The organism is Ornithinibacillus californiensis, from assembly GCF_001038485.1.
GTDB classification, from domain to species: Bacteria; Bacillota; Bacilli; order Bacillales; family Amphibacillaceae; genus Ornithinibacillus; species Ornithinibacillus californiensis.
Genome location: NZ_LDUE01000018.1, coordinates 49,998 through 69,695, shown reverse-complemented (window position 1 = coordinate 69,695; position 19,698 = coordinate 49,998). Strand labels below are relative to the sequence as shown.

Here is a 19,698-nt window from a genome sequence, read left to right as displayed (position 1 = left end):
TATTGTTTCCAATTAAGTCCTAGCAAACTAAATAATAAGCTTTGATAAAAATTTGACTAAAGCGAGGCTATTTAAAATGATTGATACCGAATTAAGAAATATACCTTTTTCTCCACCAGATATTACTGGTGCGGAGATTGAAGAAGTAATAAAAGCAATGAAGTCAGGTTGGATTACAACTGGACCAAGAACTAAAGAGCTTGAAAAAAGAATAGCTGAATTCGTTGGTACAAACAAGTCTGTTTGTCTAAATTCTGCAACTGCTGCTATGGAGCTTACACTTCGTATTTTAGGTGTCGGACCTGGAGATGAAGTTATAACTTCAGCTTACACATATACTGCTTCTGCATCAGTTATAGAGCATGTTGGGGCTAAAATAGTATTAGTTGATACTGCACCAGACTCTTTTGAAATGGATTACTCTAAACTAGCAGAAGCAATAACAGATAAGACTAAAGTGATAATTCCAGTAGATATAGCAGGGAAGATGTGTGACTACGATACTATCTTTGAAATAGTAGAAAGTAAGAAAGATCTATTCAAGCCTAACAATGAACTACAATGGTTGTTTAATAGGGTAATTGTTATGACGGATGCTGCACACGCTTTTGGAGCAGAGAGAAAAGGTTTGAAATGTGGGCAAGTTGCAGATTTTACTTGCTTCTCTTTTCATGCCGTAAAGAATTTTACAACTGCTGAAGGTGGAGCTGTTGTATGGCGAAATGGTCAAGGTTTAGACGATGAATGGCTTTATAAGCAGTTCATGCTGTATAGCCTTCATGGTCAATCAAAAGATGCGCTTGCTAAAACACAAAAAGGTGCGTGGGAATATGATATTGTTTATCCAGCCTATAAGTGTAATATGACGGATATTATGGCCAGTATTGGTTTGGTACAGTTAGATAGATATGAAGCATTGTTGGAGAGACGTAAAGAGATTATTGAGATGTATGATAGAGCACTTCGTCCACTCGGTATTCAAAGCTTAGAGCATTACGGTGATGATTTTACTTCTTCAGGTCATCTTTATCTAATGAGATTCCCTGAAATCAGTGAAGAAAAGAGAAATGAAGTTATTATTAAAATGGCCGAGTCTGGAGTTGCTTGTAACGTCCACTATAAGCCACTTCCTATGTTTACCGCTTATAAGAATTTAGGATTTAATATTAAGGATTATCCAAATGCTTATAAACAATATGAAAATGAAGTTACACTTCCACTTCACACTTTATTGAGTAATGAGGATGTGCAATATATAGTAGATTGTTTAAAGGCGGTTACTGGTCAAAAGGAATAGGAGTGAATTTGAAAAATGTATAAAAAATATTTAAAAAGGTTATTTGATATTATATTTTCTCTAATCCTATTGCCATTTTTACTTCCGGTAATAGTTATATGTGCATTATTTATAAAAATTGAAGATAGGGGCCCAGTCTTCTATCTTGGGGAAAGGCTTGGAAAAGATCAAAAAACATTTAAAATGTATAAATTAAGATCAATGAAAGTTAATGCACCAGACATGAGAAATGAAGATGGATCTACTTTTAACTCAGAAGATGATCCCAGGTTAACAAAAGTTGGTAAGTTCATAAGAAAAACCAGCATAGATGAGTTGCCACAGATAATTAATGTACTTATCGGAGATATGAGTTTTATAGGACCTAGACCCGATTTACCTGAAGCATTAGATTTTTATAATGAAGAGGAAATTCATAAGTTAGATGTTAAGCCGGGTATTACAGGTTATAATCAAGCCTATTTTAGGAACTCAATAGCGCAGAGTGAAAAATTTAGAAATGATATTTTTTATGTGAATAATATCTCAGTTATCTTTGATATTAAAATAATCCTAACTACTATTATAAGTGTTATAAGAAGGAAGAACATAAATATAAAGAATGGAGAAATCTCCAAAAACTAAAAGGCTTTTCTCTACTCTAAGTTGAGCTACTGGAAGGATGATGATGTTGATTATTGGTGAACGAGTAACTTTACGGGCATTATTTAGAGATGACGCACAGCAGATTTTAGAGTGGGTAAATAATCCTAAATTAAAATATTTAACAGGGACAGTATATCCAGTATCGGAAGTTGAGCATGAAAAATGGTTTGAAAATAAATTAAATGAAAAAGTCAATAAAATCTTTGGTATTGAAGAGCACACTACTAATAGTCTAATCGGTGTTATTGGACTTAATAATACTGATTTTATTAACAGGAATGCTGAATTATATATTTATATAGGCGATGAAAGTCATTGGGGTAAAGGGCTTGGGACTGATGCTGTAAGAGCGTTGATTAGCTTTGTTTTCGATGAACTAAATTTGCATAGAGTATCATTAGTTGTGTTCTCCTATAATAAGAGAGCTATTAGTGCATATGAAAAGGTTGGATTTGTATCCGAAGGAGTTATGCGAGACAGTCTTTTTAAAGATGGTAAATATCATGATAAGATCCTAATGGCTATTATAAATGATAAAGACAAATCTCATATTTAGGAGAATGTTAGTATGAAAGAACAAAAAAAAATTATGATAATTGGAGCCGGAATATTACAAGTGCCTGCTATTGTTAAAGCTAAGGATATGGGTTTGGAAGTAATTGCCATTGATGTGGATCCTCATGCTCCTGGATTTAAGTTTTCGGATGAATCTATACTACTAAGTACGATAGATGTTGAGAATGTATTGAAAAAAGCATTAGAAATAAAACCAGAAGCAGTTATGACTTTGGCTAGTGATATGCCTATAAGAACAGTTGCTGCAGTAGGAGAAAAGTGTAATTTAAAGACTATCTCTTTTGAAACTGCATTGAATGCTACGGATAAAGGGAGAATGCGTAGAAAACTCAAAGAAATGAATGTGCCGGTGCCCAACTTCTATATTGTTTCAAATATGGAGCAATATCTTCAAGTAATAAAACGTTTTAGAGGTAAATTTATTGTTAAACCGGCTGATAGTTCAGGGAGTAGGGGAATCGTCTTAGTAGATGATTTAAATAATATTAATGAGGCATTCTCGTATGCTAAAAAACACTCAAAATCGGGTGAGATTTTAGTAGAAGAATATATGGTAGGACCCGAAGTTAGTGTAGAAACATTAACTATTGAAGGAAAAACTCATGTAATTGCAATTACAGATAAACTCACTACAGGTGCTCCGCATTTTGTTGAAATGGGTCATTCGATTCCATCACAGCTTCCTTCAAGAGTTCAAAATGAAATAAAAAAAGTAGCAATAGCTGCTACAGAAGCAATTGGAATTGAGGTTGGTCCATCTCACACAGAAATAATTATAACTCCTGAAGGTCCAAAAATTGTTGAACTTGGTGCTAGATTAGGTGGAGATAATATTACAACTCATCTTGTCCCATTAGCTACTGGAATTGATATGGTAGAATGTTCTCTGCGTTTAGCGCTTGGAGAAGATGTAATACTACCTCAAAAGCAATCGAAGGCTTCAGCTATTAGATATCTAAAAGCAGACGTAGGGATATTAAAGTCAGTTAATTATCCAAATACCTTGAAACAGAAAAAAGGTGTAAAAGAGATAGTTCTAACAAAAAACTTAGGAGATAGGATAACAAAGATAGGAAGTAGTAATGACAGGATTGGATATATAATTTCTCAAGGTGACTCTTCAAAAGAGGCAATAGAAATTTGTGAAGAAGCTATAGATTCAATGAAAATTAAAATTATTTGATAAGAAAAATATTAATTTGTTCCGGAAAGGAAGAAAAAACTTGAATGTATGGATAGTTTCAGACGGTGAACCTTTACCAACTGATGAAGGTAATGTACGTCTAAGAAGGATGGGATTACTTTCTGAGATTTTATATCAAAATGGCCACGAGGTTCATTGGTTTAGTTCAGCGTTTCATCATTATAAGAAGAAACATAGAAGTAACTATGACAAGGACATAAAAGTTAAAAATAATTATACTGTCCATTTGCTAAACACAAAGGGATATAGAAATAATGTTTCAATAGCTAGAATATTGCACCATAAAGAATTATCAAGAAAGTTTTCATTAAATACCAAAACATATGATAAACCAGATATTATAGTCGCAACATTGGCTCCGCTGGAACTATCTAGAGCAGCGATACAGTATGGTGAGTACAATAATGTTCCGGTAATAATAGATATTAGAGATCTGTGGCCAGAAATTTTTAATGAAGTTGTTCCTACTTGGGGAAAGACACTTATTAAACCCTATATTTGGATATGCAAAAGTAAATTAAGTACCATACTTAGGAAATCTACGGCAATGATTGGTGTTACTCCTCAATTTCTAGATTATGGATTAAGTGTTGCAAAAATAAATAAAAGAGAATTTGATGAAGTATTTTATACATCATATAAACCACGTGACATTTCTGGGCACTTAAATAGCTTTAATAAACATTGGTCAAAGTTTGGTCTGAAAAACAATGATTTTATTGTTGTCTTTTTAGGTAACTTTGGTCGTCAGTTTGTTATTGAACCAATTATTGAGGCAGCAGATAAACTCAAAGCACACAAAAATATTAAATTTGTTCTTTGTGGTGTGGGAGAGTCCCTAGATAAAATAAAAAAGCTGTCTAGTAATTTAGAAAATGTGGTACTACCTGGATGGATTGAAGAAGAACAGATTTTATCATTATTAGCAGCTTCATCAATTGGTATTGCTCCATATAGAAATAGTATAAATTTCACTAAAAATACACCGAATAAGTTTGGAGAATATTTATCTGCATCAATTCCAGTAGTCTTAGGAGTAAATGGAATCATGGCCGATTTAGTATCAGAATACGAATGTGGTGATGTTTATAGTGATTCTGATGAGTTAGTGAAAATATTAGAATCATTATATTCAAATAGAAAGCGGCTAACAAAAATGTCAGAAAGCGCCTATCAACTTTATAATGAAAAGTTTAATGCAGACAAAGTTTATGGGGAATTATCAAGATATTTACAAGAAGTATCGATGAAAAAGTAAGTCAGTAAGTTGGTCAAATTTCCAAGGTTATAATTCAGTATTAAGAGAGTTAGAGTAATTAAAAAAACTAGTTTTTGAGTAACATTAATCAGATAAGTTTTAAGAAAATGATTAATAATTAAATTTGGAGGAAATTTATCATGTTATATAACGATCTAATAAATGGAAACGAAAAGCTTGCTGTAATCGGGTTAGGGTATGTAGGTATGCCATTAGCTGTTGCGTTTGCAAGAAAAGTAAATGTAATTGGATTTGATTTAAATGAAAAGAAGATAGATTTATATAAATCAGGTATTGACCCGACAAATGAAGTGGGAAACGAAGTAATTAAACAGACTACAGTATATTTTACCTCAGATGAAACAAAACTTAAAGAAGCAAAGTTTCATATTGTTGCTGTTCCAACCCCGATTAACTCTGATAAAACGCCTGATCTTGGTCCAGTTGAAGGGGCAAGTACAGTTATTGGTCGCAACCTTACTAAGGGGTCTATAGTAGTTTATGAGTCAACTGTCTATCCTGGTGTAACGGAAGATATATGTATTCCAATCCTCGAAAAGGAATCAGGTTTAAAGTGTGGTGTGGATTTTAAAGTAGGATATTCTCCAGAACGTATTAACCCAGGTGATAAAGTTCATAGATTAGAGAATATTACAAAGATAGTATCGGGTATGGATAAAGAATCCCTAGAGGCAATTGCTAAAGTTTATGAACTTGTTGTTGAAGTTGGAGTGCATCGTGCTAATTCTATTAAGGTAGCTGAAGCTGCTAAGGTAGTTGAGAACAGTCAACGTGATATAAATATTGCATTTATGAACGAGCTTGCAATGGTATTCGATCGCATGGGAATTGATACACAAGAAGTTGTTGAAGCAATGAATACTAAATGGAATGCACTAAAATTTTATCCAGGTTTGGTCGGGGGCCACTGTATTGGTGTTGACCCATACTATTTTATATATGAAGCAGAAAAGCTTGGGTATCATTCACAAATAATTTTATCGGGAAGAAAGATTAATGATGGAATGGGTGCGTTTGTTGCTGATGCTATTATTAAGAAATTAGTACTAGCCAACAAAGTAGTTAAAAAGGCTAAGGTAGTGATTTTAGGTATAACATTCAAGGAGAATTGCCCTGATACACGTAATTCTAAAGTATCAGACATAATTAATCGTCTTAATGAATATGAAATCGAGCCAATTGTGGTTGATCCTTATGCAGATCCATCTGAAGCTAAACATGAATACGGTGTGGATATAGTTCCTTTTGATATGATAAATGATGCTGATTGCCTTGTGTTTGCAGTAGCTCACGACATATTTAGGGATATGACCGTTGAGCAGATGGATGAAATGTTTGTGGATTCGCCAAATAAGGAGAAGGTTATTGTTGATGTTAAGAGTATTTTAAATAAAGAAGACATTGAAGAGCGTGGATACTCATATTGGAGATTATAAACTTAATAAGTAGGGGAGATAATGAGATTAATTAAAAAAATTGCACATAGATTGTTTAGGATTTTAACTTTTAAAAAAGGTGTATATGGTAGCATTGGAAAAAGAAACAAATTCACAAAAGGTGTGTTTATTACTGAAGGCGCAATTGTTGGTAGTAACAATTATATTGGCCCTTATTCTATGATAAATAATGCGGTTATAGGCAATTACTGTTCATTAGGTCCTAATGTAAAATTAGGACAAGGTGATCACAGTTTAGAATTTATAACCACATATCAAAAAATTAGTGGTGAATTGATAGGTCACTCATTAAATTCCTCACCTAGCAAAATAGGAAATGATGTATGGTGTGGAGCAAACGTAGTAGTGTTACAGGGTGTAAATATAGGTGATGGTGCTGTGATAGGCGCAAATGCTGTAGTAACTAAAGACATCCCTGATTATGCAATTGCTGTAGGTATTCCAGCAAGAGTGATTAAGTATAGATTTCCAAAAGAGAAAATCGAAATTATAAAAAACAGTAATTGGTTCCATAACGATATTGAACAAGCAAAAAAGATGATACAAAACTTAGAAAGGCAACTGATGGATAATTGACAATTTTAGGAATGGGTGATTACTTGAAAATATTACACATCAATTCGAATTATTTATATACTACTTTATTCGATAAGATGGTTGAAAAATTAAATCTTCTTGGTATAGAAAATACTGTTTTTATGCCGATTAATGGTTCTATTAAGTTTGTAATTAAACCTAAAGAATTTGTATATTCACCGGTATGTTTTAATAAATTTGATAGATATTTATATTATATTAAGCAGAAGAAGATATACAAATCCATAAATAAAACATTGAACTTATCATCTTTTCATACAATTCATGCCCATACGTTATTCACAGATGGTCATATTGCTTACAAACTTAAATTAGAATATGGCATTCCATATGTAGTAGCTGTCAGAAATACAGATGTTAATACATTTTTTAAGTATAGAATTCATTTGAGAAATTTAGGTATAAAAATACTAAAAGAAGCAGAGAATATTATTTTTCTTTCAGAATCTTATAAAAATCTAGTTTTAAATGAATACATTAACGATGATGATAGGGAGGATATTTTAAGAAAAACTAAAATTATACCGAATGGTATTGATGAATTTTGGTTTAGAAACAAAGGTGTTCCAAAAACTGTTGAACAAAATTCCGAAATAAAATTATTATATGCAGGGATTATTAATAAAAATAAAAATATTATAAGTACTACGAAAGCTATTGACTCTCTTTTAAAGAAAGGGTACAACGTACGGTTTACTATAGTTGGTAGAATAGGTGATGAAGCAGTATATCAGAAAGTAAAAGATTTACCTTATGTGCACTACATGGGACCACGGTCGAAAGAGGAACTTTTAAAAATATACAATGAAAATCATATTTTTATAATGCCATCTAAAACAGAAACGTTTGGCCTAGTCTATGCAGAAGCCATTAGCCAGGGGCTACCGATTATTTATAGTAAAGGGCAAGGTTTTGATAAGCAATTCGAGGAAGGTCTAGTTGGGTATCATGTAGACAGTAATAATACAGAAGATATAGCTAATAGGATATTAGACGTAATAAGTAATTATCATCATATATCAGCGAATTGTATAGAACAATGTGAAAAGTTTGATTGGTCGGTGATCTCAAATAATTATTTCGATATTTATAGGGATACTATGATAAAACAGGATTAAAGGTAGAGGTTCTCAACTACTAATGATTTTCAGTAAATATGAGGTGAAGTTATGAATATTGGATTTGTCTCAACGTGGTTTGAAAGAGGTGCAGCATATGTAACCAAGTTGTATGTAGACGCACTAATACAAAATAATCATAAAGTATTTGTATATGCTCGTGGTGGTGAAAGGTTCGCTAAAGGAGATGTAAATTGGGATCAAGATTATGTAACATGGGGTATGCGGTTATCAGGCACAAATATTAATAAAAATCATTTTTACAAATGGATAAAAGAAAATAATATTGACACCGTATTTTTTAATGAACAACATGAATTTAGTATTGTTGCAATGCTAAAAAGGGATTTTAAAAATATAAAAATTGGATCATATATTGATTACTATAAAGAAAATACTCTTGATTACTTTAATATTTATGACTTCATAATTTGTAATACAAAGAGACATTATGAAGCATTTGAAAAACATCAACAAAAATTCTATATTCCATGGGGAACTGATATTGACTTATTTAAACCCATTGACAGACAAAGCGAACCCAAAGATCAATTGGTATTTTTCCATTCCGCAGGAATGTCAAATAGAAAAGGAACCGAACTTGTCATTGAAGCTTTCATTAAAGGAAAATTAAATACAAACTCAAAATTAATTATACACTCGCAAGTTGATATAAAGAAAATAAGTGGCTATGAATCTAGAGAATTAGAACAATATAATATCGAAGTTTTAGAAAAAACAGTTTCAGCTCCAGGTCTGTACTACTTAGGTGATGTCTATGTTTATCCTACAAAGTTAGAAGGCTTAGGATTAACAATCTATGAAGCTTTATCATGTGGTTTACCTGTTATAACAACTGATAATGCTCCAATGAATGAAGTAGTAAAGGAGGATGTAGGCAAGTTAGTAGAAGTAGAGAAATTTTATAGTCGAAGTGACGGGTACTATTGGCCTTTATCTAAGTGTAGTATAACCGACTTAGTAAATAAAATGAGATATTATATTGATAACTATAAAGATATAAAGGACTTTAAACATATGGCAAGAAACTATGCTGTCGAACAACTTAATTGGAAAGATAGGTACCATGAAATCAATAATATTTTTGAAACTTCTAATATATGTGATTTTGAACAAGATCTTTACGATAGAATAATTAAACAAGAGAAGAATGAAAAAGTCACTCATTTAAGGCTAGGATTGAATTCAAACAATATAATTGGACACAATATTAAGAAGGTTTTGGATAAAGTTAGAGGATAAATAAAAGGAGGGCAAATAAATTAAAAAGGAGAATTAGTATGGTAAAGTTCAGCATATGTATCCCCACATATAATAGAATGTATTCTTTGAAGCGTACTTTGAAAAGTCTGGAAAAACAAACTTTTACTGACTTCGAGGTTATTATTGTTGATGACGGTTCAACAGATAATACAGAAGAACAGATAAAAATCTTTATTAGTTCCACCAAGCTTAAAGTACGTTATGTGAAAAAAGAAAATGGAGGAAAGTACACTGCATTAAACACTGGCATAAAGGAAGCAAATGGGGAATTTTTTCTAATTCTAGATTCTGACGACTATTTAACTGAAAATGCACTAAAATACTTATATAACGAATGGGAAAATGTACCCGATGAAGAAAAAGAAAATTATTGTGGTGTTGTGGGCCGATGTGCTGATCAACAAGGTAATCTAATTGGAAAACCATTTCCCAAAGATAGATTTGAATCATCGTATGTAGATTTTCATTTTATTTCAGGGCTAAAATATGGTCCTTATCGTGATTGTTGTGAATTTGTAAAAACCAGTATAATTAAACAATATTCTTTTCCTGTTAATAAAGATTTAAAATTCATACCTGAGGCTTATATTTTTGATCAGATTGGTGTAAATCATAAGTTATTATGCACTAACGAAATAGTTGAAATTAAAGAGTATTTACCTGATGGTATAACTCAAAATGTCGAGCAATATAAGGAATCCAATGTCATTGGTTATCTTCTATATTATACTATTTTATTGGACTATGTCTTTTTAGAAACAAAGGAAAGTGTTCCTATGAAGTCAAAAGCTATTGTTTGGTGGGGCTATTGGAAAATGGTCTCTAAAGATATTGATAAAAAGGGTCCAAGATGTCAACATGTATCTTTTTTAGGCCGTTTAATATATTTATTTAGACCTATATTAACAAGTATTTACAAAGTTAAAAGGTCTAAAAAAATAGGGTTAACTTGAATAATAAATATATCAAAATAACATATCTTTTATTCTTAGAATTATAAATAGATAAACTGAATTTATTGTATTAAGATTTTAAAGGGTATAAATGGAAAACTTAATATATATTAAAGAGGTTTCTTAATGAAAAAAACAGCATTAATAATAATGGTAATAACAGTAGCTTCAAAGATATTAGGATTGGGAAGAGAAATTACATTATCTTATTTTTATGGTGTATCAAGCATAAGCGATGCATATCTTCTGTCAATTACAATCCCAGCTGTAATAATGGGATTTATCGGAGCGGTTATATCAACAGGATTTATACCTATGTTTAGCAATTTAAAAAGGAATTATGGGATAACCATAGGAAATAGGTATACCAACAACGTTGTAAATTTATTACTAATAGTCTGTACAGTAATTGTTTTACTTGGTCTATTATATACAAATCAGTTAGTTAGGTTATTTGCTTCAGGATTTGAAGGAGAAACCCTGGAGTTAGCGGTTAATTTTACAAGAATAAGTATTCTCAGTATTTACTTTTCATCTTTGTTACTTGTGTTCTGTGATTACCTTAAAGTTAATGGCAGTTATACAATTCCAATTCTTATTGGTTTTCCATTAAATATTCTAACAATTACATCCATATTTTTAAGTAAAAATCAAAGTGTTCTAATCTTGTCAATTGGGAGCTTAGTTGCTATTGCCTCCCAGTTAATTTTTATATTACCCTTTGTATTAAAGAAAGGCTATAGTTATAAACCTATTCTAAATATGAAAGATGAGCATGTTAGAAATATGTTATATATTGCAATACCGGTAATGATTGGAGTAACTGTAAATCAGTTAAATGTTCTAGTAGATAGAACTTTAGCCTCTCAAATAGCAGTAGGTGGGATATCAGCAATCACCTATGCGACTAGATTAAATACTTTTGTTCAGGGCATCTTTGTTGTTTCTATAGTTACTGTAATGTATCCAGTAATATCTAAATTTGCTGCGGATAATAACATGCTTGACTTTAAGAAGTCTATATCTGAGTCTATAAGCGGAATAAATTTATTTGTATTACCAGCAACAGTTATTTCGATGATCTTTGCACAGCCATTAGTTAAATTAATATTTGGTAGAGGGGAGTTTGGTGCTGATGCTATTTCAATGACTGCATCAGTCTTATTTTTTTACTCTATAGGAATGGTTGGCTTCGGTCTTAGAGATGTATTATCTAAAGCATTTTATTCGTTACAAGATACCAAGACCCCAATGATTAATGGAATCATTTCGATGGTTATAAATATAGTATTGAATGTTATTTTATCTAGATTTTTAGGATTAGGTGGTCTTGCATTAGCAACAAGTATTTCTGCAATACTTTGTACAGGATTACTCTTTATAAGTCTTAGAAGGAAGATAGGTTCCTTGGGGTTAAAAAACTTATGTGTTACATTTTTAAAATTATTAGTTGCTTCATTATTAATGGGTATGGTAGCTAAGTTAATCTATAATTTATTTACAGATTATATAGGCAGTAATATATCTCTTCTAACCTCTCTGGGGGTAGGAGGAGTAGTTTATTTGGTTATAGTATACTATATGAAAATAGAAGATGCGGTCACTTTGGTAAGTTCATTTAAAAGAAAATTGGTTGGACCCCGAAAAAATATTAGATGAAGATGATCTTATCTTATTAATAAATATTATCGAAAATGAGATTGGGAGTACTATAAATGTCTATAAGCGTAAATAAATTTAGGAAAGCTATTTTTTTAGTGTTAATTAGTGTTCTATTATTCATAAGCAATTTGATAACTTTAAATATTTTTGATTTAAGATTGATATTTCCTGATTCTTGGATAGTTGTGTTGTTAATAAGCACTATACTTCTAATTTTTGTAATTAAATATAGATTTCGTCTTAAGGGAAAAGTTGTGCTTCTTTTACTATGGGAACTATTAATTATTTCTGTATTTATCTCAAAATATATACATGGAGAGTTTAACTTCTTCCAATTTCTTCTTTATTTTATTGTTATCCCCCTAAGTTTTTTTGGTAATGGGATATTAAAATATAAAGGAATATTTCTAGCGTCCAGTGTATTTTCTATTATACCATTCTTGTTTCTTATAGCACCTGGGAATAGTTTAGCAATAAATATTTGTGTTGTAGGTATTAATTTACTAATTTTGCTTAATTGGAAAAATAAGGATATTAAGTATAAATATTTCTTTATTTTCTTTATAAGTATATTATTAATCCTAACAGAATCTAGAACATCATTAATTACTTTTTTTGTAGTATCTTGTTTATATATAGTTATAAATTTAAAAAGTGAAAATGTTTCTTTCCGGAAATTATTTGAAAGAACAATACTGGTATTGTTTTCTTTCATTTTATTATATATATCTTATGACTTTATAGTAAATTTGTTATTTCACAAATATAGTGGTTCAAGTGAGGACTTAACATCTGGTAGAAGTATTATGTGGGAAGGTACTTATAAATATGGAGTAACCTTGTTCGGAAATGGAGAATCATACTTTAGTTATATGTTTGGTATAGCAGATGCACATAATAGCTTTATTCAAATTTTAGGTGCGTACGGTCTGGTAAGTTTTATCCTCTTTTTATTATTATCTATATTAATCATTATCAAATCGATTCAATTCCACAAAAATATTGAATATCTATGCTTCTTTTTAGCCTTTTATTTATTAGGCTTAGCTGAGAATCTTTTTTTTATTGAATCCAGAATGACTCTTATTCATTTATTGTTTTTTATGTATTTAGGAAGTCTTTTTAATGAGAGTAAGCCGGTTCTTAATAAGTAAGTGTTGTATATGATCATTTTATTTCAGTATTAAAAATAATTACTATTAATACCATTTTTATATGTTAACCTATGATAATCACAAAAATTTTAAAAGTTTTCTAAAGCCTTTTTTCGTTTGCAGTAATTTTATAGAAAGTTGGTTGAAGAATGAAGAAAAAAATAATGATAGTGTTCGGAACACGACCAGAAGCAATTAAGATGTGTCCTTTAGTTAAAGAATTAAAAACAAGAAATAAGTTAGATACAGTTGTTTGTGTTACAGGTCAGCACAGAGAAATGTTAACTCAAGTACTGAATGCATTTAACGTTGTTCCAGATTTTAATTTATCAATAATGAAAGAAAAACAGACGCTATTTGATGTAACCATAAATATATTGGAAAAAATGAAAGCTGTTCTTGAAGAGGTTAAGCCAGATGTGGTGTTAGTTCATGGTGATACTTCTACAACTTTTGTAACATCTTTAGCTTGCTTTTATTTACAAATACCTGTTGGACATGTTGAGGCAGGGCTAAGAACTTATAACATCTACTCACCTTATCCAGAGGAATTTAATCGCCAAGCTGTAGGCATTGTAGCAAAGTATAATTTTGCTCCAACCGAATTGTCCAAAGAGAACCTATTAAAAGAGGGCAAAGACCCCTCATCTATTTATGTTACAGGTAATACGGCTATTGATGCACTTAATACTACGGTTAGAGAAGATTATTCTCATGATCAAATTGAATGGGCATCGGATAGTAGACTCATTATGATTACTGCTCATAGAAGAGAAAATCTTGGTGAGCCAATGAGAAATATGTTTAAGGCAATCAAAAGGATTGTAGATGAATATCCAGATATCAAAGCAGTATATCCAATCCATATGAATCCGGTTGTCAGGGAAGCGGCTAATGAAATACTAGGAAGTAATGATAGAGTAAGAATTATTGAGCCGTTGGAAGTGTTAGACTTCCATAATTTCCTTTCAAGATCATATCTAATACTTACTGACAGTGGCGGTATCCAAGAGGAAGCACCAAGTTTAGGTAAACCGGTTCTAGTTATGCGTGATACGACAGAGCGCCCTGAAGGCATAGCTGCTGGTACATTAAAACTAGTAGGTACAGATGAAGAAAACATCTATAAAAATTTTAAATTACTCCTTGAAGATAATGAAGAATATGAAAAAATGAGTAAAGCAAGTAACCCTTATGGAGACGGATGTGCAAGTAAAAGAATTGCTGATGTATTAGAGGGGAAAATGTAAGGAACAAAAACCCGCGGGGCTAATGGCTCGGCGGGCTTATTTGTGTCGCTTACTTTTTCCTAGAAATGCAATTCTTCGTAATCTGTTCCCCGTAAAATAATGATACTCGTCTCTATATCCAAGTGAATGGGCTTCAATTGAATATATTGCTCAGCTAATACACGCATGTCCATTACTATGGAGTATTTAGTTATCGGTTTGTCGTAAACGGCAAGCCTACCAAACCTTAGCAGAAGCTGTTGTCTCCCCATACCCGTTTGTGGTGGATACTTCTTTACATCTCTCGTATAAAGGAAATCAATATGCCATATTTCCTTCCCTTTAGTTGCAACGATATCCCCAACAGAGCCATGACTGTGACGTTCTATATTATACCCCTGAGAAACTAAGTTTGGAGTTATATACCTGATTGCCCTTTCCTCAAATTCTTTAATATGCTCCAAATGCTTTATTCTACTATCATTCCCTACCATTTTTACTTCAAAAGCAGATTCTCCAGTATAATCCTTCGACAAATCAGTAAAATATTCAGGACTTACCTCTAATGCTTCTGATAAAGTAAATATTTTATCATAAGGAATATTTTTAATGCTTCCCGTTTCATATCGCTGTAAAGATGACTTACTGATACCAGTCTTATCCGCCAAATCTTGATAGGTCATATTTAAAAAGAGTCGTCTTTCTTTAAGACGTCTACGTAGTATTTCCTGATCAGCCTTGCTCATTTCTTTTTTTTTCATAAAATTGTCCTCCACATTCTTACTACAATCATAGTATAAGTCAGCATAATAATTTATGCAACTTTTTATATTAGTTGCATATTTGGGATTGACGTAAATATTGTGTCGAAGTATAATGGAAATTGTTAGTAATATATTTTTTATCTATATTTCCCAAAAATGCAACAAGGTAAAGTTCGTTGCAGAAGGAAGGTATGAATGATGTTGTAAATTGGGAAAGGTAGAAAATTGGAATTTCGACTGTACAGAACATATGTTCCGTTATAAAATATAATAGAAGAATAATACTTTCATAAAAAGGCTTTATTACAACAGTTGGGAGGAAAACGAATGATTATAGAAGACGTATTGGTAAGAGTGGAATGTCCTGTGTGTGGTCACAGGTTAATGGATAAAGGGGATAAAGCTGCTGGTCCTGTACAAACGAAGTGCACCAAATGTAAGCGAGTTTGGGAAGTTGAACTCTCGACAGAAGAATTCAAGCAAGTAAGCGGAAAACCTATAGCGAGACGAAAAGGAGATAGCGATTCGCCATGAGATGCCAATTAATTCTACCTTAAGGTCCGGGAAATCAGTAAAGCTGATATACCTGGGCCTTTTAATTTTTACTAAAAGTTCATACCACGATAATACCGAGCGAGGAATCGTATGCATTACCCATGCCGGATGATCAGATATTTTGAGAAGAAATGATCATCTAGCAAGTGAATGCACATTGAATCAAAAATAATCGGTACCGAGCAATGGAGTCGTGGTGTGAACTACCTATAAGCCGGACATGGATCGCCCTGCAAATAATGCAGTTGGGCGTTCTATGTCCGGCTTATTTTTTTGTCTCTTTTTTCCCTACGGCTCCTTGCCGGTCTATAGGAGGAAAAGAGAATGAGTGAGTTTTTTATTAAAATCGGCAAGGAGCAGGTCGCTGTGAGTTTGCAGTTCTGTTAAATATAACAAAACAAAATTAAAAGTATATTAATTCTTCCGTTGATTAGACTGATAAGATATGTTTTATATTGGAGGCTAGGAATGGAGACTAAATTAAGTAATTCATTTATTTCAGAATTTCATGATGAGCTAATGCAGAAGATGACATCGTTTCCTGTGAAGGTTACTAGTAAGGATGGATCTGTGAACTTTCGCCATCGATATGATAGTTACTTCCTAGATAATAATAAATGGAGCTTATATAAAATACGTGGAATTAATCAATTTAAACAGATGGTAGATAATAGTCCTACTATAAGAAGAAATATTAGATTTCAATTTGAAGAGCCTTCTCTGAATCTAGAGGTAAAGTACATTTTTTTCCACCGTTTGTTTACTAATCAGTGGAAAGTGACGACAATGTTTCAATCCATTCAGAGTCCAATCCGACGTTTGACGGAGTTTATAAATGAAAATATGGAAGGTATAAGTTCTTTTCTTCAGCTAAATATCAATAGAACCGAGAAGGAATATGTTTCTTGGTTACAAGAGAAAGGAATTAGAACGAAACGACTAAAGAAACGTCTCCCGCCCCATAATGATGTTATTTTTCACACGTCTGTAGTGACCATCTTGAGAAAGGTATATACAGACTTAGCAGAAGCTGCAAAACTGGAAGAACCAGACGAATGGACGAAAGATAAGTGGGATGTGCGTAATTTACAAGATGCATATGGCATTGATTATAATAAGACAGTTTCTGAGTACACGATTGATTTTAGTAGGATTGAGATACTGGGTGTTCGAAATGAGGTAAAGAAATATTTTAGGCAGAGGTTACTTAGTAAACATAAATTTGCCTGGGGTACAGCCAAAAATTATATCACCATCCTTACGCAGTTCTTTAGATTCATACGTAAGCTCAAACCCAAGTGGAAGGACATAAAAGGATTAAAGCGAGATCATATCGTTGAATACATTCAGTACTTAAATGCACACATCATTGAAAGTAAAGGTGAGAAGGCCAATTCAGAGATGTTTGTTGCAAAATCTCTTGTCATAGTAGAGAAGTTTATATCAGATATTCAACGTTATGGCTATAGAATTGCTCCTAAAACGGATGTTTTTTATTTGATCTTTCCTGAGGATATTCCAAAGATAAAGAAAAAATCGGTTCATCAAATTGATATGATTCCTGACTTTGTCTTGAAACAATTGTTTAAGCATATGAATGATTTACATCCTGATGTCAGAGCGGTGATTATGATAGCTTTCAAAACCGGGCTTAGGATATCTGATATTCTATCATTAAAGAATGACTGTCTCATCAAACGTGATAATCAATTTTGGCTAGAAGCAGATATCCGGAAGAGTAGAATCCAAGGGCATCGTATCCCGATTGATAGTCATTTAGCAGGGATTATTGAGTCTACTATTGAGAAAAGCAGCGCCACTTATAATCCAGAAAGGTTTTTATTTGTTATAACGAAAGGTAGACGCAAGGGCGAAACTATCAATCAGACTTATATTCGAGCACATTTAAGAAAGTTTTCTATCCGTCATCAGATTAAAGATGAATCCGGGCGTCCCTTCCACTTCAGAACGCATCAATTTCGGCATACGTTTGCAATGAAGATGTTGAATGGGGGAGCGGATCTTCTTACAGTTCAGGGGATTATGGCACATGGTACTCCTGAATCTACATTAAGCTATGTGAGGATTTTGGAGGAGACGAAGAGGGAGGTTTTTGATGCGGTGGTTGGGAGAGGGGAGTTTGATGTGTTTTAATACGTTTACAACGGGATTGATAACATTATTAAATTGTCGTTTAATAGAAAAGAAGTAATCGCCCTCCGCTAGACAAAAGAGTAGGGTGATTACTTCTTTTTGAATTTCAACCAATTAAGATCAGTCTTTCAGGTGTTGCACAGTCAGAGTGTTGGTAGTACTCTGTCTATTTTACTTTATTATAGTTATATTTATAATTTGTTCTGAAAAAGGTATAGTGTAACGGGCTGTTTCTAATTGTCATGCAGATACCACTTCTTTAGGATTTACTTTTGTAATTGAAACCATGCCCAATGCTTCTATAACTTCCTGAATTCTTTCAATAGTTGCACCATAATATTCATTCTTCTCATCACGAGAAACCTGAGAAGCAGATACCCCCAATTTCTCTGCAAGTTGTTGTTGGCTCATGCCAATATATATTCTATAAGCTATTAAAGTTTTCCCCATTGTTTTTAAATTAAATATTGGTTCAAAATCGCCTCTCTTAATCTTTTCATAATATTCTACTTCCTCTTTAAGCTGTTCATGAAACGATATAGAAGGTTGAAGTGCTAGTTCTATATGATCTGAATCAAGTCCCATTTTCTTAAAAGTCTCTCTCTGTTGTTTTATAAATTCTTGATCCTGTTTTAATTTATTTATAGCCTCTCTATAAGCACTTTCAGTTTTAATCATTTTAATACTCCTTAAATTAAATTTATATTTATTTGTGAAACTCTATAGTCAAAGTATTTGTCATATTTGACAGTTTTTATTATGAAAAAGGAAATTATTTTTAAATGGATTTAATAGCTGAACTTTGATAAATCGGATGGAATGGTTATATCCATCCAATTTATATTTTGGTAATAGACTAAGATTTAATGATTTTTACAATACCTTTTGGCATAAATGTATCCCTGGTTTGTCTGAAAGCTGCAGGAAATATTAAGTTATTCCCATGTACATCAGTTATTCCTGACCCTAGCTGATGATTCGGAAAGTGTGGATAGAGTTCAACACGGTATTTGTGCCACATAGGTAGTTGTTTTTTTGTATAGCCATGATATGGTTTTCGACTTGCGCTATTCCAAGTCCAAATTTTATCAACTTCTATAATGTTCAACTCTTGAATAATTGTTGGGTAATCGAATACATCACACTCAAAGTAACCATCAATATCATTGGGATGGGCCTTTTTTTCTACAAATGACCCATCAATAAATATTTCCGTTACACCTACCTTCCATAATTGCTTTACCATAATCTCTAATTGTTCCACTAGATAGAGGCGCCACTTGTTATCCCAAGGAGTTCCATCCTGTGGTCCAACAACAAGTATAGATTTTTTCAACTCTGGTAATGTTAGTGCATAATCACCTGGAGGAAGTAGTCCATAATCATTAAATTCCATTGTATAAGATCTCCTGTTATTTTATTAACATTAATGTAAAGTTTACATATTTGTTAACTTTAATTTTAGCATAACTGGTCTTCTGTTGTAAAGAGGGGAGTGTATGCTACTTGTAAGTACGCAACAAGTTAGTTTGTTATACACATCCGGTTGTGCATTGTGTGAATTGCTAGGAGGATTCCAGACGTTTCAATAGGAGTATTTGATAAGGTATTAACGTGTCCTGAGAAAACCTGTGTCTATTTGTCTATTCTGCCTAGAAGGAGTTAATTTGGCCTGCCTGAACCACTCCAGATAAGTACGAGAGGCGTCCCTTTGCTAGATTATTGATATCTTAAGTAGTAAAAAAGCGTGAGAATAGGTTCTTCTCACGC

General features: G+C 32.4%; 18 protein-coding genes. 15 read left to right on the top strand and 3 right to left on the bottom strand.

The annotated features are described in order from the left end of the window. Positions 1-76 precede the first annotated feature (76 nt). The 13 genes from TE34_RS04150 (at position 77) to wecB (ending at position 14,476) form a co-directional block, all read left to right on the top strand. Entirely contained in the window at positions 77-1,297 is a 1,221-nt protein-coding gene (locus TE34_RS04150) for a DegT/DnrJ/EryC1/StrS family aminotransferase (protein WP_047983560.1), read from the top strand. 15 nt (positions 1,298-1,312) lie between these two features. Continuing rightward, a complete protein-coding gene (locus TE34_RS04145) occupies positions 1,313-1,921 on the top strand; it encodes a sugar transferase (protein WP_047983559.1) in 609 nt (202 codons plus the stop codon). A 46-nt stretch (positions 1,922-1,967) separates the two neighbouring features. Then, complete coding sequence (locus tag TE34_RS04140) at positions 1,968-2,498, top strand: GNAT family N-acetyltransferase (RefSeq protein WP_162200013.1); 531 nt, start codon at positions 1,968-1,970, stop codon at positions 2,496-2,498. 12 nt (positions 2,499-2,510) lie between these two features. Then, positions 2,511-3,701: an ATP-grasp domain-containing protein gene (locus TE34_RS04135; RefSeq protein WP_201777670.1), complete on the top strand. Its 1,191-nt coding sequence runs from the start codon at positions 2,511-2,513 to the stop codon at positions 3,699-3,701. A 40-nt stretch (positions 3,702-3,741) separates the two neighbouring features. Next, positions 3,742-4,980: a glycosyltransferase family 4 protein gene (locus tag TE34_RS04130; protein WP_047983557.1), complete on the top strand. Its 1,239-nt coding sequence runs from the start codon at positions 3,742-3,744 to the stop codon at positions 4,978-4,980. Positions 4,981-5,117: 137 nt separating this feature from the next. Next, the gene (locus tag TE34_RS04125; RefSeq protein WP_047983556.1) at positions 5,118-6,437 is read left to right on the top strand and encodes a nucleotide sugar dehydrogenase; all 1,320 of its coding nucleotides are present in this window, start codon (positions 5,118-5,120) and stop codon (positions 6,435-6,437) included. A gap of 21 nt (positions 6,438-6,458) precedes the next feature. Continuing rightward, positions 6,459-7,034 carry a CatB-related O-acetyltransferase gene (locus tag TE34_RS21590; protein ID WP_053074966.1) on the top strand — a complete coding sequence of 192 codons (576 nt, stop codon included), beginning with the start codon at positions 6,459-6,461 and terminating at the stop codon, positions 7,032-7,034. Between the two features lie 23 nt (positions 7,035-7,057). After that, entirely contained in the window at positions 7,058-8,173 is a 1,116-nt protein-coding gene (locus TE34_RS04115; protein WP_064971722.1) for a glycosyltransferase family 4 protein, read from the top strand. A gap of 51 nt (positions 8,174-8,224) precedes the next feature. Continuing rightward, positions 8,225-9,436 (top strand): glycosyltransferase family 4 protein, encoded by a 1,212-nt coding sequence (locus TE34_RS04110; protein WP_047983555.1) that lies wholly within the window; start codon positions 8,225-8,227, stop codon positions 9,434-9,436. Between the two features lie 38 nt (positions 9,437-9,474). After that, positions 9,475-10,410, top strand: a complete 936-nt coding sequence (locus TE34_RS04105) for a glycosyltransferase family 2 protein (RefSeq protein WP_053074964.1) — start codon at positions 9,475-9,477, stop codon at positions 10,408-10,410. A gap of 126 nt (positions 10,411-10,536) precedes the next feature. Then, on the top strand, positions 10,537-12,069 hold the full coding sequence (gene murJ / locus TE34_RS04100; protein ID WP_047983554.1) for a murein biosynthesis integral membrane protein MurJ: 1,533 nt from the start codon (positions 10,537-10,539) through the stop codon (positions 12,067-12,069). A gap of 56 nt (positions 12,070-12,125) precedes the next feature. After that, complete coding sequence (locus tag TE34_RS04095; RefSeq protein ID WP_047983553.1) at positions 12,126-13,226, top strand: O-antigen ligase family protein; 1,101 nt, start codon at positions 12,126-12,128, stop codon at positions 13,224-13,226. Between the two features lie 149 nt (positions 13,227-13,375). Then, positions 13,376-14,476: a non-hydrolyzing UDP-N-acetylglucosamine 2-epimerase gene (gene wecB / locus TE34_RS04090; protein WP_047983552.1), complete on the top strand. Its 1,101-nt coding sequence runs from the start codon at positions 13,376-13,378 to the stop codon at positions 14,474-14,476. A gap of 59 nt (positions 14,477-14,535) precedes the next feature. Here the strand turns inward: wecB and TE34_RS20165 are convergent, their stop codons facing one another. Continuing rightward, complete coding sequence (locus TE34_RS20165; RefSeq protein WP_053074963.1) at positions 14,536-15,216, bottom strand: helix-turn-helix domain-containing protein; 681 nt, start codon at positions 15,214-15,216, stop codon at positions 14,536-14,538. Between the two features lie 330 nt (positions 15,217-15,546). On the opposite strand from TE34_RS20165, the gene TE34_RS04080 reads away from it, so the two are divergent. Together TE34_RS04080 and TE34_RS04075 are read left to right on the top strand one after the other, a co-directional pair. Then, positions 15,547-15,753, top strand: a complete 207-nt coding sequence (locus TE34_RS04080) for a hypothetical protein (protein WP_047983551.1) — start codon at positions 15,547-15,549, stop codon at positions 15,751-15,753. Positions 15,754-16,242: 489 nt separating this feature from the next. Next, entirely contained in the window at positions 16,243-17,928 is a 1,686-nt protein-coding gene (locus TE34_RS04075; protein ID WP_047983577.1) for a tyrosine-type recombinase/integrase, read from the top strand. Between the two features lie 240 nt (positions 17,929-18,168). On the opposite strand, the gene TE34_RS04070 is transcribed toward TE34_RS04075, so the two are convergent. Both TE34_RS04070 and TE34_RS04065 read right to left on the bottom strand, forming a co-directional pair. Beyond that, positions 18,169-18,606 (bottom strand): helix-turn-helix domain-containing protein, encoded by a 438-nt coding sequence (locus TE34_RS04070; RefSeq protein WP_047983550.1) that lies wholly within the window; start codon positions 18,604-18,606, stop codon positions 18,169-18,171. A gap of 178 nt (positions 18,607-18,784) precedes the next feature. Beyond that, on the bottom strand, positions 18,785-19,324 hold the full coding sequence (locus tag TE34_RS04065) for a DUF6932 family protein (protein ID WP_047983549.1): 540 nt from the start codon (positions 19,322-19,324) through the stop codon (positions 18,785-18,787). Positions 19,325-19,698 lie beyond the last annotated feature (374 nt).

Bases quoted from the DNA above. Each gene is read 5' to 3' on its own strand.
- TE34_RS04150 (WP_047983560.1), top strand. From the start codon at position 77: ATGATTGATACCGAATTAAGAAATATACCTTTTTCTCCACCAGATATT.
- TE34_RS04145 (WP_047983559.1), top strand. From the start codon at position 1,313: ATGTATAAAAAATATTTAAAAAGGTTATTTGATATTATATTTTCTCTA.
- TE34_RS04135 (WP_201777670.1), top strand. From the start codon at position 2,511: ATGAAAGAACAAAAAAAAATTATGATAATTGGAGCCGGAATATTACAA.
- TE34_RS21590 (WP_053074966.1), top strand. From the start codon at position 6,459: ATGAGATTAATTAAAAAAATTGCACATAGATTGTTTAGGATTTTAACT.
- TE34_RS04110 (WP_047983555.1), top strand. From the start codon at position 8,225: ATGAATATTGGATTTGTCTCAACGTGGTTTGAAAGAGGTGCAGCATAT.
- TE34_RS04105 (WP_053074964.1), top strand. From the start codon at position 9,475: ATGGTAAAGTTCAGCATATGTATCCCCACATATAATAGAATGTATTCT.
- murJ (WP_047983554.1), top strand. From the start codon at position 10,537: ATGAAAAAAACAGCATTAATAATAATGGTAATAACAGTAGCTTCAAAG.
- TE34_RS04095 (WP_047983553.1), top strand. From the start codon at position 12,126: ATGTCTATAAGCGTAAATAAATTTAGGAAAGCTATTTTTTTAGTGTTA.
- wecB (WP_047983552.1), top strand. From the start codon at position 13,376: ATGAAGAAAAAAATAATGATAGTGTTCGGAACACGACCAGAAGCAATT.
- TE34_RS20165 (WP_053074963.1), bottom strand. From the start codon at position 15,216: ATGAAAAAAAAAGAAATGAGCAAGGCTGATCAGGAAATACTACGTAGA.
- TE34_RS04080 (WP_047983551.1), top strand. From the start codon at position 15,547: ATGATTATAGAAGACGTATTGGTAAGAGTGGAATGTCCTGTGTGTGGT.
- TE34_RS04075 (WP_047983577.1), top strand. From the start codon at position 16,243: ATGGAGACTAAATTAAGTAATTCATTTATTTCAGAATTTCATGATGAG.
- TE34_RS04070 (WP_047983550.1), bottom strand. From the start codon at position 18,606: ATGATTAAAACTGAAAGTGCTTATAGAGAGGCTATAAATAAATTAAAA.
- TE34_RS04065 (WP_047983549.1), bottom strand. From the start codon at position 19,324: ATGGAATTTAATGATTATGGACTACTTCCTCCAGGTGATTATGCACTA.